Genomic DNA, 13,747 nt, shown 5'->3' with positions numbered 1-13,747 from the left:
AAAAGCCGCCGGTCGCTGTAGCGGGGGCCATGATCGTAAACCTCGCTCGTGGCGTCCGCGCGTTCACGAGCAACGTCTTCCTGGTGGACGGCGACCGGACCGTGATCGTCGACGCCGGCAACGAGTTCGACGTCGTCGACGCGGCCCGCGAGTACGTCGACGACGTGGATGCCCTCGTGATGACGCACACACACCCCGACCACGTCGGCAACCTCCCCGACATCGTCGACGAGTTCGACGTGGACGTGTGGGGCTACGACACCGACCAGTCCGGCGTCGACCACGCCATCGACGACGAGGAAACCGTGACGCTTGGCGACCACGACTACCGCGCGCTCCACACCCCCGGCCACAAGGACGACCACCTCTGTTTCTACTCGGCGACCGCCAGCACCCTGTTCGCGGGCGATCTGATCTTCGCCAACGGCGGGTTCGGCCGGACCGACCTCGCCGAGGGGAACCGCGAGGTCCTGATCGACAGCATCGAACGCGTCCGTTCGGTCGTCCCCGAAGACCTCGGCGAGATGCACACCGGGCACGGTCCGAGCGTCACCACCAACCCCTACCAGGACATCGAACTCGCCGCACAGGCCGCCAGGATGGGATAACCCGATTTCGAGCGCGGAAACCCCCTCAGGATTTTAGTCGAGCAGTCGCTTTCGTGGGTGTATCACCGATCCCACTGAGCCGGACGGGTCGGCAGACCTCGACGCGATGACGGCCCGCCGACGCCTCTACGAGGTGATGCAGGGGGACGCTCCCTTCGAGGCCAAGGCCGAACAGGCGCTGGCGCTCGGCGAGGAGTACCTCGGCGTGACCTACGGCCGTCTGACGCGGATCGACCCGGAGAGCGAGTACTGGCGCATCGTCGTCAGCACCGATTCGGCCGACGACGAGTATCCGCCGGGCCTGGTCCTGGATCTGGGGATGACGTACTGTCGCCACACCATCGGTGCCGAGGACTCGGTCGAGATCGACGACGCGCTGGAGAGCGACTGGGAAGCGGATCCGGCCTTCCAGCGCCAGGGATTCCGGTGTTACCACGGGACTACGATCACCGTCGAAGGGGAGGTGTACGGCACGGTCTGTTTCGCCGCCGAGGAGCCACGCGAGGAGTCGTTCTCCGAGGACGAGACGCTGTTCGCGGAACTCATCGGTCGGATGCTGGAGCACGAGCTCGAACACCAGCGGACCCAGCGCAAACTCGACCGGCTCGACGAGTTCGCAGACATCGTCTCCCACGACCTCCGCAACCCCCTGAACGTCGCGCAACTGAACCTCGAATCCGTCCGTGCCGACCGGGACGACGAACGCCTCGGGCGTGCCGACGACGCGCTCGACCGGATGGAGGGCCTCATCGACGACGTTCTCACGGTCGCCAGACAGGGCCAGCACGTCACCGAGACCGAGACGGTCTCGCTGTCGAGCGTCGCCGAGGACTGCTGGACGATGGTCGACACCCGCGACGCGTCGCTCGTCGTCGCGGACGACCTGCAGTTTCGCGCCGATCCGGATCGGCTGCGACGGCTGTTCGAGAACCTCTTTCGAAATTCGGTGGAACACGGCGAGCCCGGGGTGACCGTCCGGGTCGGCACCCTCGGCGACGACGGGTTCTACGTCGAAGACGACGGCCCCGGGTTCCCGCCGGACGAGCGCGAACGCGCCTTCGAGAGTGGCTTCTCGACCACCGACGGCGGGTCGGGCCTCGGCCTCGCTATCGTCGGGAGCATCGTGGACGCCCACGAGTGGTCGATAGAACTCACCGAGAGCGCGGACGGGGAGAGCGCCGACGACGCCGGATCCACCGGCGCACGCGTCGCGATCACCGGCGTGGTCGTCGACCAGACCGACTGACGCACCGACGAGTCACGGGAGAGCCGCCAACAGTGCCTCGTACCCCTGTTCGTACGCCGCCGCCACCGCAGACGGGTCCTCGCGGTCCTCGCCGGACAGCGCCGGAAGCGGTACCGACTCGACCGGGTCGATCAGGTCGACGACGCCCGGAACGCGTTCCTCCAGTTGCCCTTCTTCCGGGCCCCCGCTGGTGATCGAGCAGGCCTTGCGGTAGCGCTGGCCCTCGTAGATCCGGACGCGGGCGGGTTCCACGACGGCCACGGCGTCGGGCTCGAACTCCCGGAGCGGCCGGGCCACGTCGCCGTAGGACTCGACGACCGCGTGCTCTCGCGCTTCGATTCGGCGGGCGATGCCGTCCAGCGCGACCAGGTGGAGGTTCTCCATCACCTCGTTCAGTTCTGGGAGCGAGGAGACGTGGATCGCCTCGTCGAGCGGCAGGGACTTCCGGACTTCCGCCGGGATCTCGACGGTGTCGTTGACGACGTAGTTCTCGGCGACGCGGTCCACGACGAACTCCCGGTCGGTCTGGCCGAGCATCCCCGCGCCCGACCCCGGCGAGGGCCGCCAGAGCCGGTGGATCGGGTTGATGTCCTCCGGATCCAGGTCGTCGGGACTGGCCGCCGCCAGCCGCTTCGCGTCCTTCCCGAACAGGCGGCCCTGCTCGACGGCGTGGCGGTAGTCGTCGTGGTGGAACCAGTGGTCGTTGCCCGCGCGGGGTTTGAAGCCCACGGCGTCGAGGCGGTCGAGCAGACCGACGGTGAAGGTGGTCTTGCCGGCGTCGACCCGGTCTGCCCCGGCGACGAGCAGCTTCATTCCTCGCCGGTCCCGCCGCCCGTGCTGTCGGTCGCCAGCCCGTAGTGGCCGGGCTCGTCGTCGTCGGCCGGTTCGGCGAACACGAAGGCCTCGCTGTTGTCGAGCATCCACGGGATGGTCCAGTCGAGCAGGATGTCCTCGGTCGCCGGATCGAGGTCCTGACCCGGTTCCAGCCCCTGGAACAGGCGGGCGATCTCGTAGACCGTGTACATCTCGTCGGGGTCGAGTACCTCGTCGGGATCGCGGAACTCCAGGGAGCGCAGATCGTCGAATTCGGACTTGGGTACTGGCATGGCGGTGGATTACCGCCCGCCGCTCAAAACCCTCCCGTCTCGTGCTGACCGGTCAGAGCGACAGTTCGCTGTAGATTCCCCAGGCCAACCCGGCGACGCCCGCCACGGCCAGAGCGACGCCTGCCAGCCACGGGAGTGAACCGACCCGGAAAAGCGCCGTCAGCCAGAGGCCGGCGACCATCGTGATACCGCCCGCGACGACGGCCTGGACGAACCGCTCGACCGTACCGGGGACGAACCGTTCGGTGGACACGGCTCTCACTGGCCGCCCGATCGGTATGGGTCTGGCGGTGCGGGGGCCAGCCGACCCGGAGGCAGCGGCGTCCCGACCGGAACGGTTTGAACCTGGAGTGCCTACCGCCGAGCATGGCGGACGCGACGCTCGTCTACGACGACGACTGTGCCTTCTGCTCGCGGAGTGCCGAGTACGTCGACGACCACGCGCCGGTGGACATCGTCGGCTTCTCCGAACTGGCCGAGACGGACCTCCGCGAGCGCCTGCCCGACGAGTACGAGGACTGCTCGCATCTGGTCACCGAGGAGACGGTGTACTCCTGTGGCGAGTCCATCGAGCAGGCGTTGCTCATGTCGGACGTGGGCGAGGAGTACCACGCCGTCGTCGAGTTCCTGCGGGAGTTCGAGGAGTACGAACGGCTCCGGGAGTGGGGGTACGAGCGCGTCGCCCACAACCGCTCGTTCTGGGGTGACCTCGCCTCGCTCGTCGGCGGCGACGACCGGCGTTCTGGCGGGTGACTACGGCCCAGGCCGACGCCCACCCGCGGGCGACCGGAGCTCCGACAGCGACGCGGGGTGGACGTAGACGCCGACGAGGTCACGCTCCCACCACTCGCCGGTCTCGGCACGCTCCTCGGGCGTGGTGTAGCGGTAGCGGAACCGCCGTACCCGGACTTTCTCCGGCGGCTCGTCGGGGAACGGATTGGACCGCAGCAGCGACAGGGTCGAGGCGTCGTTCTCCAGGAGGTCGGCGAGGAAGGCCGTGAACCAGCGCTGGCGGCGTCCCGGACGCGGTTGCATGGCCGCGAACCAGAGTTGCCAGTCCAGTCGCAGGTGGTACGGTGCCCACTGTGACGGGCGCTGGTCGGTCCGGACCGGCTGGCCCTCGAACTCGTAGGCTCGCCAGTCGTCCTCGTCGGGGTCGTCGGCCCGCGTCCCCTCGACGACGAGCTGGTAGCGCCGCGTCGTGATCGAGCCGAACGCGCCGTAGGTGTTCACGAGATGGAGCGGATCGAAGGCGGTGTTCATCGTCTGTGACGACGAGAGCATGTTGCGGACGGGGTTGCCGCTCAGGGCGACGACGAGTGCGGCGACCAGCACCGACGCCACCTGCAGGGGGAGCGGTGCCGGCGCGGACGGGGCCGCGGGGAGCGGGAGGGCAGCCGTCAACACGCCGTCGCTGAACGTCGCGACCCCCTGGATCGCGGTGAGGGCGTTCAGCCACGAGAAGTTCCCCGTCAGCATGAGCCACAGCTGGAAACCGATGGTCGCGAGGCCGCCGACAGTGGCGTAGGGCTGGGGGGCGAAATAGAGGAACGGGATCGCCAGCTCGACCACGTGGTTGCCCAGCACCTCGACCCGGTGAAACCGGTCGGGGAGGTGGTGAGCGTACCACGAGAGCGGGTTCGGGATGGGCTGGGTCTCGTAGTGGTAGTCCATGCAGGTCAGGTCCCGCCAGCAGTCGTCCCCGCGCAGTTTGATCAGGCCCGCCCCGAACATATTGCGAAAGAGGACCCACTTGACGAGCCAGATCACCAGCACCGGCGGGCCGGTCGTCCCGGCACCGAGAAAGATCGCGAGAAAGCCGGTCTCCAGCAGCAAAGACTCCCAGCCGTAGCCGTAGAAGATCCGCCCGGCGTTGACGAACGACTGGTAGAGTCCCCACATGACCGCCCAGATCGACACCGAAGCCACGAGCGGCCACGGCTCCGGGAGCAGATACGGGACACCCAGCAGGGCCAGCACCGCCAGCCCGACTCCGGTCCAGGCGGCGAGGCCGACGACGCGATCCGTGGGGTAGAGATAGAACAGGCTCGGCCGGTCCCGGAACTCGACGGCCTCGACGAACTCGTCGATGGGGAGCAGGCCGTCCTCGCCGACCAGTGCCCGGAATTGGCTGGCCGCCACGAGGAAGGCCACGAGGTAGATCAGCGCCAGCCCGCGCTGGAACAGGAACCGGACGTACCAGTACCCCCCGGCGTCCAGCAGCTGCATGCGAGACGTTCCGCTCGCCGAAGGGGAAAGGTCTGACGCCCGCAACCGTCGGCCAGCGGAGCCCGGGAGCCGAAACTGGTATTGAGACGGCGCTGTTTCGGGGGCGTATGCCAGACTCCGACCGATTCGGCGACGACCGCGTCAACGACATCTATCGCCGCGGTATGTTGGAGAACGAGACCACGGACTTCCCGGTGTCCTACGAGGACCTCCGGAAAGCCGCCCACGCGGCCATGAGCGACGAAGGCCGCGCCTACGTCCACGGCGGTGCGGGCAGCGACGAGACCTTCGAGCGCAACAAGGACTTCTCGCCGTGGCGGATCGTCCCCAAGATGCTCCGGGGCGTCGAGTCCCGCGACCTCTCGACCGAGATCGCCGGCGTCGACTTCGACGTGCCCATCGCGCTGACACCGCTGGGCGTCCAGTCGCTCCTCCACGAGTCCGCCGAGATCGGCACCGCACAGGGCGCTTCCGAGATGGACGTGCCCCTGATCCTGAGTTCCCTCTCGACGGAACCCATGGAGGACGTGGCCGAGGCGCTGGGCGACACCCCGAAGATGTTCCAGTTCTACTGGTCCTCGGACGACGCCATCGCCAAGAGCTTCCTCGACCGCGCCGAGCAGGCGGGCTACGACGCCATCGTCGTCACCGTCGACGCTCCAATCCTGGGCTGGCGCGAGCGCCTGATCGAACGCGGCTACTACCCCTTCCTCGAGGGCGAGGGCGTGGGCAACTACTTCTCCGACCCCGAGTTCCGCTCCCAGCTCGACGAACCGCCGGAGGAGAACCCCTCTGCGGCGGTCGAACACTTCCTCGATATCTTCGGCGACCCCGGCCTCACCTGGGAGGACCTCCAGTTCGTCCACGACAACACCGATCTGCCCGTCCTCATCAAGGGCATCCTCGACCCCGAAGACGCCCGGCTGGCCATCGAACACGGCGCGGACGGCATCGGCGTCTCGACCCACGGCGGCCGCCAGGTCGACGGCTCGATCTCGGCCATCGAAGCCCTCCCTGCGGTGGCCGAGGAAGTCGACGGCGAGGTGCCGATCACCTTCGACAGCGGCGTCCGGCGGGCCTCCGACGCGTTCAAGGCTATCGGGCTGGGTGCCGACGCCGTCTTGCTCGGCCGGCCGTACGCCTACTCGCTGGCGGTCGACGGGGCCGACGGTGTCGAGACCTACCTGCGGAACTTCGTCGCGGAGTTCGATCTGACGATGGGGCTCTCGGGCTGTCGCAACGTCGACGAGATCACGCGGGACACGCTCCGCCACGAGTCGGAGTTGCACTGAGCCGGATCCCGTTTTCCCGACGGACCCGGGGCTGATGGATCGAGCGTCGAAAGAAATGTCGTGGTTCGACTACGGCGCTACTGCGAGGTGGCCTTCGCGTACTGGTCTGCGACTTCGTCCCAGTCGATCACGTCGAAGAAGCCCTCGATGAAGCTGCCGCGGTCCGGACCGTAGTCGTAGTAGTAGGAGTGCTCCCAGACGTCCAGCGCCAGGATCGGGTGCGAGCCCCACAGCGCCCCCTGGTCGTGCTTGTCGACGACGAGGTTGCGCAGCTGGTCGGCGACCGGGTCGTACACGAGCAGGGCCCACCCACCGGCGGCGCCGGCGGCGGCCTCGAACTCGCCCTTCCAGCCCTCGTAGGAGCCGAAGTCCTCCTCGATGCGGTCGGCGAGTTCCCCGGAGGGTTCGCCGCCGCCGTTGGGGTCCATGTTCTCCCAGAACAGCGTGTGGAGATAGTGCCCACTGCCGTTGTGGGTCACGTTACGGATGGCACCCGCGGAGCTCCCGAAGTCACCGTTCTCACGGTTCTCCGCGAGGGTCTCCTCGGCGCTTTCGAGGCCGTTGACGTAGCCCTGGTGGTGGGTGTCGTGGTGCCATTCGAGCACCTGCTCGCTGATCGACGGCTCCAGCGCGTCGTAGTCGTACGGAAGCGGTGGCAGTTCGGGGTTAGATCTCTCGGGCATATGTAATTCTCCTCCACCACAGTAGTCGGCTGGCCACCTGTTAAAGGTTTAGAAGGCGGGTGATATCGTGCAAAATCCGGCCGACGCGTAACCGGTATCGGCTAGGATCGGGTCGCCGGCACGGCCGCGGATCTCACTCGCTCGCGGCCTGGTTCGAGTCCTCGATCACCGGCACTTCCAGCCGGATGGTGGTGCCCGACTCGTCCGACTCGACGATGGTGACCGTCCCGCCGAGCCGTTCGATCCCCCAGGAGACGAGCCACAGGCCCAGGCCACTGGAGTGCTGCAGCGGCGTCTCCTCTTTGGTCCGCAGGACCGACCGCTCCTCGGCGGGGATGCCGGGGCCGTTGTCGACGACGTCGATGACCGCCTCGTCGCCCTCGATTCGGGCGTCCACCCGGACCCATGGCTCGTCGCTGTCGTTGTGTTCGGCGGCGTTTTCCAGCAGGTTCCGGAGGACAGCCCCGAGCGGCCGGTCGCAGGTAGCGTCCCCGTCGGGGGCCGTCGACTCGAAGGTCACGTCGGGGTAGGTCTCCCGTGCGCGTTCGATCTCGAGGTCGAGGACCTGCGAGACTGTGATCGGATCGCCGTCACCCTCGTCGTCGAGGATGCGGTCGATCTCGCGGGCCTTGTCGCCGAGTGTGACCATGCGCATGGCCTTCTCCTGGATGCGGTCGACGGCCTCGCCATCGTCGAGTCGGTCAGCGTAGCCGTAGATGACGTTCATCTCGTTGCGGAGGTTGTGCCGGAGGACGCGGTTCAGCACGTCGAGTTGCTGGACGCGATTGCGCCGGTCGGTCACGTCGTGGATCAACACGATGTGGCCGTCGGTTCCGTCGACGGTCGACCCCAGATCGGTCTCGCTGAGTTCGTAGTAGCGAACCCCGTCCGGGCGTTCGATCTCGATGGTCTCGGTGTCACCGTCGTCCAGCTCCGAGTACGTCGGCAGGAGTGCCGACACCGGCCGTTCGACGGCGGCGTCGCGCTCGCAGTCGAGGATGTCGGCCGCCCGGGGATTGCAGTCGATCACGGTGTCGTCGTCGTCGACGACGATCACCCCGTCGTCCATGCTCTCGACGACCGAATCCCGGGCGACCCGGCTGGAGACCGGGACGGCGTCGAGAAACCGGAACTGCGACAGCGCGGCCAGCCCCGCCGCCCCGGAGATGACGAACATGAACGGCGTCGGGTCGAAGTTCGTCAGCGACAGGTCACTGCCCGTCAGCAGGACGACCGGGAGGTAGTCGGTGGCGTAGATGAGGTTTCCTACCCACGGCGCGAGGACGGTCACGAGCAGGGCGGCCGCCTGCCCTCGGTACAGCGACCGGCTACTGACCGCCAGCTGGATGACGTGGAAGGTTCCGGCCGCCAGTAACGCGTACGCGTAGGTGATGAACACCCAGAACCAGGGGCCACGCCGCGCTTCGACGAGGGCGATGTCGCCGTACCGTCGGACCGCCCGGTCCGTGTACAGCAGATGGTGGGCGTCGTTGGTCGCCAGCAAGAGCAGGGTGACCAGCGGGACGACTCCGAGGGCTGCCAGCGTCCGCCGGGAGACGTACTCCTCGCGGCTCGTGTACTCCAGGGCGAACACCAGCCACGCCGGCGGGAGGATGGCGGGACCGACCCACTCCAGGTTGTGCAGGAGTATTCGCCGGCCGGAATCGAGGGTGAACAGACCGATAGCGGAGGTCACGACCCACCACGTCCCGGCTCCCATCATCGCCGCGAACGGCGTCGCGCCGGGTTTGGGCCGCTGTCGCCACGCCAGAAGCGTCAGCGCGGCGGAGGCCGTGATCGTCCCCCAGATGAGCACGAACGAGACGTGAGAGACCGCCATAATCGCGACTCCCGCGTATCTCGTGTGGCTGACGTTATAAAGACAACCGGTGGCTCTCCGGGGATTAGTCGTCCCCGCGAGCGGACTCGAACATCTCGATGGCCTGCTCGCGCCGGTCGCCGTGATCCACGATGGGCGCGGGATACTCCGGTGCCGCCTGCTGGCGCTGGGTCAGCGAGAGGGTCGGCCAGTCGTGGATCAGGTCTGGATCGACGCCGCGCAGTTCCGGCACGTACGTCGTGATGTACTCGGCGTCGGGGTCGTAGCGTTCGCCCTGTGTCGTGGGGTTGAAGATCCGGAAGTACGGCTGGGCGTCGGTCCCCGTCGAGGCGGCCCACTGCCACCCGCCGTTGTCGTTGGCCGTGTCGTGGTCGACCAGTTTCTCGCGGAACCAGTCGTACCCGTGTCGCCAGTCGAGCAGGAGGTCCTTCGTCAGGAAGGAGGCGACGATCATGCGCACGCGGTTGTGCATGTACGCCTCCTCGCGCAACTGGCGCATCCCGGCGTCGACGATGGGGTAGCCCGTCTCGCCGTCCTTCCAGGCCTGCAGTGCTTCTGGGTCGTCTCGCCACTCTATCGCTCGCTCGTAGGTCTTGTAGTTCTCCGTCACCACATCGGGGTTGTAGAAGAGAACCTGCGTGTAGAACTCCCGCCAGGCCAGCTGGTCCTGGAACTCGACCACTGACTCGGCCTCGTCGCTCCCCTCCGCCACCTCGAACTTCGCGGCCTCGGTCTCCTCGTACACCTCCCGGATGCCGATGGTCCCCCACTTCAGGTGGGCCGAGAGCCGGGACGTACAGTCGTCGGCGGGGTAGTCGCGTCGTTCCTCGTAGCGGTAGATCGGTCCGTCACAGAAGTCGGTGAGCCGGTCGCGTGCGGCCGCGGGACTCGCGGGCGGCACGTCGGCCTCGGGGTCGTCGAATCCCAGCTCCGAGAGCGACGGCAGCGGCTCGTCGTCGGACACGTCGGCCAATTCGTCGCCGGTGGGTGCGTCGAAGGGATCGGGTTTCCGTCGGTCGTGCCACTTCTTCGAGAAGTAGGTGAACACCTGGTAGGGGTCGCCGTCGTTGGTGGTGATCGCGCCGGGTTCGTGGAAGATCGCGTCGTGGACGCTCTCCCGTGTCACGTCTTCCTCGGCCAGGGCCTGCCGGACTTCGGCGTCGCGTTCGGTCGCCAGTCCGGAGTAGTCCTTGCACCAGGTGACGCCCGCGGCGTCGAACTCGGCGGCGAGGTCGGGGAGGACCTCGCGGGGGTCGCCCCGCCGGACGAGCAGGTCGCTGCCGCGGTCGCGGTACCACTCCCTGAGCGAGTCGAGCGCGTCGAGCATGAACGCGACCCGGGGCGGCCCGGCGTGGGCCAGCACGTCACGGTCGAAGACGAACACGGGGACCACACCGGGCGTATCGTCGTCGGTGGCGGCAGTCGCGGCCGCCCGGAGGCCGGCGTTGTCCGCGCCCCGCAGGTCCCGCCGATGCCAGTGAATGCGCATAACTCCTGTAGGGACGGGCTTGTCCAAAAGTCCCCGCCCAACCAGTGGGGCACTCGCACAGTATTTATCGGCGTCCCGGTCGCAGGCGGGGGTATGCACGACGAGTTCGACCTGAGTGGACGTGTCGCAGTCGTCACCGGCGGGAGTCGCGGCATCGGGCGGGCCATCGCGGAAGGGCTGGCCGGTGCTGGCGCGTCGGTCGTTCCCGCGTCCCGGACGGCCGAGGACGTGGAGACCGTGGCGGCGACCATCCGCGAAGCCGGCGGTGAGGCCCGGGCCGCGACGGTGGACGTGACCGACGAGGACAGCGTCGGGGCCCTGTTCGACGAGGCGGTCGACGCCTTCGGCGGCGTCGACGTGGTGGTCAACAACGCCGGTGTCAACCCCGACCCCGCACTCGGGTCGCCCGAGCGGGTCGACCTGGAGGACGGATTCGACTTCACGGTCGACGTGAACCTCCGGGGCGCGTTCGCGTGCGCGCAGGCGGGCGCGGAACATCTGGCAGACGGCGGCGGCAGTCTGATCAACGTCGCCAGCGTCGGCGGGCTGGTCGGGCTTCCCCGCCAGCATCCCTACGTCGCCTCCAAACACGGCCTGGTGGGCCTGACCAAGAGCATGGCGCTGGACTGGGCTCCCGAGATTCGGGTCAACGCCATCGCGCCCGGCTACGTCGCGACGGACCTCATCGAGGAAGCGATGGAAAACGAGGACATCCGCCAGTCACTGCTGGACCGGACGCCGCTGGAGCGGTTCGCAGAGCCCGACGAGATCGCCGGCCCGGCCGTCTTCCTGGCCAGCGACGCCGCGAGTTACGTTACCGGCTCCGTGCTGTCGGTCGACGGTGGCTGGACGAGTCGCTAGCTGGGACCTCACGGTCGGATACCGGCTAAATTACAATGTTAGCGTAAACTGGCGATGACGAACCAGTGGTAGCCGATGGGGAAATTTTTTGAACGGGTGGGCCGACAGGGGTCGTAGTATGTCGGACGAATCAGTACTTTTCGAAGTCGAGGACGGCATCGCCACAGTGACGCTGAACGAACCGGACATGCGCAACGCGCTGACGGGCGACGTGGCCGAGGGCATCGTCGACGCCATGGATCGGGTCGACGAGTCCGACGCACGGTGTGTCGTCCTCACCGGCGCTGGCGGTTCCTTCTCCGCCGGCGGAGACATCAACGCCATGCTCGAAGGCCTCCACGGGGAGGTCCAGCCCTACGAGAAGGTCCAGAGCATCAACCAGACCTCCGAGGCGCTCGTTCGGGTCCACCAGTGTGAACTGCCGGTGATCGCCAAGATCGACGGGGCCTGTTTCGGCGCGGGCGCGAACCTGGCCATCGCGTGTGACGTGCAGGTCGCCAGCGAGAACTCCCGGATCAGCTTCGGGTTCCGACAGGTCGGGCTCGCGGTCGACACGGGTACGTCGTACTTCCTGCCCCGGATCGTCGGCCAGAACAAGGCCCAGGAACTCGTCTTGACCGGCGAGATGCTCGACGCCGAGGAAGCGGAGGACGTCGGCCTGTTCACCCAGGTCTACGACGAGGACGAGTTCGAGGAGAAGGCCGCCGAATACGTCGACCGGATCGCCACTGGCCCCACGGTCGCGCTGAAAACCTCGAAACGACTCATCCGCCAGGGGCTCAACAGCGACCTCGATCAGGCCATGACAAACGAGGCCGCGGGCCAGGCGCAGGTCTTCGAGACGCACGATCACGAGGAGGGTGCGACGGCGTTCATGGAGGGTCGGGACCCCGACTTTGAAGGCCGGTAATACGAGGCCTTTTATAGTAGCTTCAAATTTCCTGTCGTGCTGCCAACAAACGCCACGAACATTTATTACCCTCGTTTACAATGTGGGGACAGACACCATGGTTAACGATGGAAGTAGTAGCGGTGCAGGAGGCGCCAATGGTAGCAAAGAAATTGGGGACGAATACAATGGAAATAAATCGAAGCTTAACCGTCGCCGGTTCATTCAGGCGGCCGGTGTCGGGGCGGCAGCGACAGGGTTCGCGGGTTGTCTCGGGGGCGGTCCCGGAAGCTCGACCGAGGGCATCCCGAGCGAGGTGACCATCGGGGTACTCGCTCCGGCACCGGAGAACAACCCGATCGGTGCGGCCATCGCCAACTCGGCGGAACTGGCCGCCAAGAAGATCAACAACAGCGACGAGCTGCTGAGCGAGGCCGACAACGTCAAGGTCTCGATCAAGAACACCGAGGAGAGCCCGTCGACGGGTCGACAGCGCTATCGTGCGCTGACGCTGGACGAAGGCGCGCACATGACGACCGGTGTGTTCACGAGCGAGGTCCTGCTCCAGCTGATGGACCCCATCGCACAGCAGAAGACGGTCCACATGACGACCGGCGCGGCGTCCCCGAAGGCGAGCAAGCAGGTCAACGAAAACTACGAGAAGTACAAGTACCACTTCCGGACCGGCCCGATCAACGGGTATCACCTGGGCCAGAACATGGTCGACTTCCTCGGCGCGAAGGGGAGCGACCTCGGCTGGGACTCGGTGGCGCTGCTGGTGGAGAACTACGAGTGGACCAATCCGGTCCAGAGGGCCATCGACGACCACATCGGCGATCTGGACGTCGACGTCGCGATGGAACGACGGTACGCCTCCGGGACCCAGAACTTCGGCCCGATCTACGACTCCGTGGAGGACTCCGGCGCGGACGCGGCCTTCGTCGCGATGGCCCACACCGGGACGCCGGCGGTCGTCCAGTGGGCGCGTGACCAGCGACCCTTCGAGTTCGGTGGCATCCACGTGCTGACGCAACTGCCGGCCTACTACAGCATGACCGGTGGGGCCTGCCAGTACACGGTCACGCAGAACACGGCGACCCCCCAGAGCGAACTCACCGACAAGACGCTGGACTACGCCGAAGCCTACAACGAAGCCAACGGCGGGTACCCGGTCTACACCGGGTACATCACCCACGACGCGGTCATGCAGTGGGCGAACGTCGCCACCGAGCGCGGCACGGTCAACTCCGACGAGATCGTCAAAGGACTCGAACAGAGTTCCTACACGGGGACCGCGGGCAGCATCGACTACTACGGCAAGGATCACAAGTACGCACACGACATCAAGTACAACTTCACGACCGACAGTCCGCCGGAAACTGGCGTCAACCCCGTCTTCCAGCAGTGGCAGTCGGAAGACGGCAGCGGCGTTCAGGAAGTCCTGCACCCGAGCTACGTCTCGAGCGCCGACTACGAAACTCCGCCCTGGGTGTAACGCGGACTG

The 13,747-nt window shown here is 67.0% G+C and carries 14 protein-coding genes; 7 read left to right on the top strand and 7 right to left on the bottom strand.

Annotation, left to right across the window (positions count from 1 at the left end):
- The first annotated feature begins 29 nt into the window (after positions 1 to 29).
- On the top strand, positions 30 to 608 hold the full coding sequence (locus ACOZ4N_RS07575; protein WP_424019322.1) for an MBL fold metallo-hydrolase: 579 nt from the start codon (positions 30 to 32) through the stop codon (positions 606 to 608).
- A gap of 106 nt (positions 609 to 714) precedes the next feature.
- Positions 715 to 1,854: a GAF domain-containing sensor histidine kinase gene (locus ACOZ4N_RS07570; RefSeq protein ID WP_424019321.1), complete on the top strand. Its 1,140-nt coding sequence runs from the start codon at positions 715 to 717 to the stop codon at positions 1,852 to 1,854.
- 12 nt (positions 1,855 to 1,866) lie between these two features.
- Here ACOZ4N_RS07570 and ACOZ4N_RS07565 read toward each other — a convergent pair whose 3' ends face one another.
- From ACOZ4N_RS07565 to ACOZ4N_RS07555, 3 genes are read right to left on the bottom strand one after another with little or no spacing between them, the layout of a single operon-like run.
- On the bottom strand, positions 1,867 to 2,667 hold the full coding sequence (locus ACOZ4N_RS07565) for an ATPase (protein WP_424019320.1): 801 nt from the start codon (positions 2,665 to 2,667) through the stop codon (positions 1,867 to 1,869).
- Complete coding sequence (locus ACOZ4N_RS07560; RefSeq protein ID WP_424019319.1) at positions 2,664 to 2,960, bottom strand: DUF5827 family protein; 297 nt, start codon at positions 2,958 to 2,960, stop codon at positions 2,664 to 2,666. Before ACOZ4N_RS07560 ends, ACOZ4N_RS07565 begins: the two co-directional genes overlap by 4 nt.
- A 52-nt stretch (positions 2,961 to 3,012) precedes the next feature.
- A complete protein-coding gene (locus ACOZ4N_RS07555; RefSeq protein WP_424019318.1) occupies positions 3,013 to 3,213 on the bottom strand; it encodes a hypothetical protein in 201 nt (66 codons plus the stop codon).
- 113 nt (positions 3,214 to 3,326) lie between these two features.
- Here ACOZ4N_RS07555 and ACOZ4N_RS07550 point away from each other — a divergent pair, with 113 nt between their 5' ends.
- Positions 3,327 to 3,713: a DCC1-like thiol-disulfide oxidoreductase family protein gene (locus ACOZ4N_RS07550; protein ID WP_424019317.1), complete on the top strand. Its 387-nt coding sequence runs from the start codon at positions 3,327 to 3,329 to the stop codon at positions 3,711 to 3,713.
- Here ACOZ4N_RS07550 and ACOZ4N_RS07545 read toward each other — a convergent pair whose 3' ends face one another.
- Complete coding sequence (locus ACOZ4N_RS07545) at positions 3,714 to 5,189, bottom strand: lipase maturation factor family protein (protein ID WP_424019316.1); 1,476 nt, start codon at positions 5,187 to 5,189, stop codon at positions 3,714 to 3,716. It lies immediately after the preceding gene.
- Between the two features lie 107 nt (positions 5,190 to 5,296).
- On the opposite strand from ACOZ4N_RS07545, the gene ACOZ4N_RS07540 reads away from it, so the two are divergent.
- A complete protein-coding gene (locus ACOZ4N_RS07540; RefSeq protein WP_424019315.1) occupies positions 5,297 to 6,481 on the top strand; it encodes an alpha-hydroxy-acid oxidizing protein in 1,185 nt (394 codons plus the stop codon).
- 77 nt (positions 6,482 to 6,558) lie between these two features.
- On the opposite strand, the gene sod is transcribed toward ACOZ4N_RS07540, so the two are convergent.
- The 3 genes from sod to ACOZ4N_RS07525 all read right to left on the bottom strand — a co-directional run bounded on the left by sod (position 6,559) and on the right by ACOZ4N_RS07525 (position 10,493).
- On the bottom strand, positions 6,559 to 7,164 hold the full coding sequence (gene sod, locus ACOZ4N_RS07535) for a superoxide dismutase (RefSeq protein WP_424019314.1): 606 nt from the start codon (positions 7,162 to 7,164) through the stop codon (positions 6,559 to 6,561).
- A gap of 133 nt (positions 7,165 to 7,297) precedes the next feature.
- Positions 7,298 to 9,004 carry a histidine kinase N-terminal 7TM domain-containing protein gene (locus ACOZ4N_RS07530; RefSeq protein ID WP_424019313.1) on the bottom strand — a complete coding sequence of 569 codons (1,707 nt, stop codon included), beginning with the start codon at positions 9,002 to 9,004 and terminating at the stop codon, positions 7,298 to 7,300.
- 64 nt (positions 9,005 to 9,068) lie between these two features.
- Positions 9,069 to 10,493 carry a cryptochrome/photolyase family protein gene (locus ACOZ4N_RS07525; protein ID WP_424019312.1) on the bottom strand — a complete coding sequence of 475 codons (1,425 nt, stop codon included), beginning with the start codon at positions 10,491 to 10,493 and terminating at the stop codon, positions 9,069 to 9,071.
- 93 nt (positions 10,494 to 10,586) lie between these two features.
- On the opposite strand from ACOZ4N_RS07525, the gene ACOZ4N_RS07520 reads away from it, so the two are divergent.
- The 3 genes from ACOZ4N_RS07520 (at position 10,587) to ACOZ4N_RS07510 (ending at position 13,738) form a co-directional block, all read left to right on the top strand.
- Complete coding sequence (locus ACOZ4N_RS07520; protein ID WP_424019311.1) at positions 10,587 to 11,354, top strand: SDR family NAD(P)-dependent oxidoreductase; 768 nt, start codon at positions 10,587 to 10,589, stop codon at positions 11,352 to 11,354.
- Between the two features lie 118 nt (positions 11,355 to 11,472).
- Positions 11,473 to 12,264, top strand: a complete 792-nt coding sequence (locus ACOZ4N_RS07515; protein ID WP_424019310.1) for an enoyl-CoA hydratase/isomerase family protein — start codon at positions 11,473 to 11,475, stop codon at positions 12,262 to 12,264.
- A gap of 97 nt (positions 12,265 to 12,361) precedes the next feature.
- Positions 12,362 to 13,738, top strand: coding sequence for an ABC transporter substrate-binding protein (locus ACOZ4N_RS07510; protein ID WP_424019309.1), 1,377 nt, complete (start codon positions 12,362 to 12,364; stop codon positions 13,736 to 13,738).
- The last annotated feature ends 9 nt before the right edge of the window (positions 13,739 to 13,747 follow it).

The organism is Halorientalis pallida (genome assembly GCF_049605515.1).
Lineage (GTDB): Archaea > Halobacteriota > Halobacteria > Halobacteriales > Haloarculaceae > Halorientalis > Halorientalis pallida_A.
This window is presented reverse-complemented; position numbering and strand designations above follow the sequence as displayed.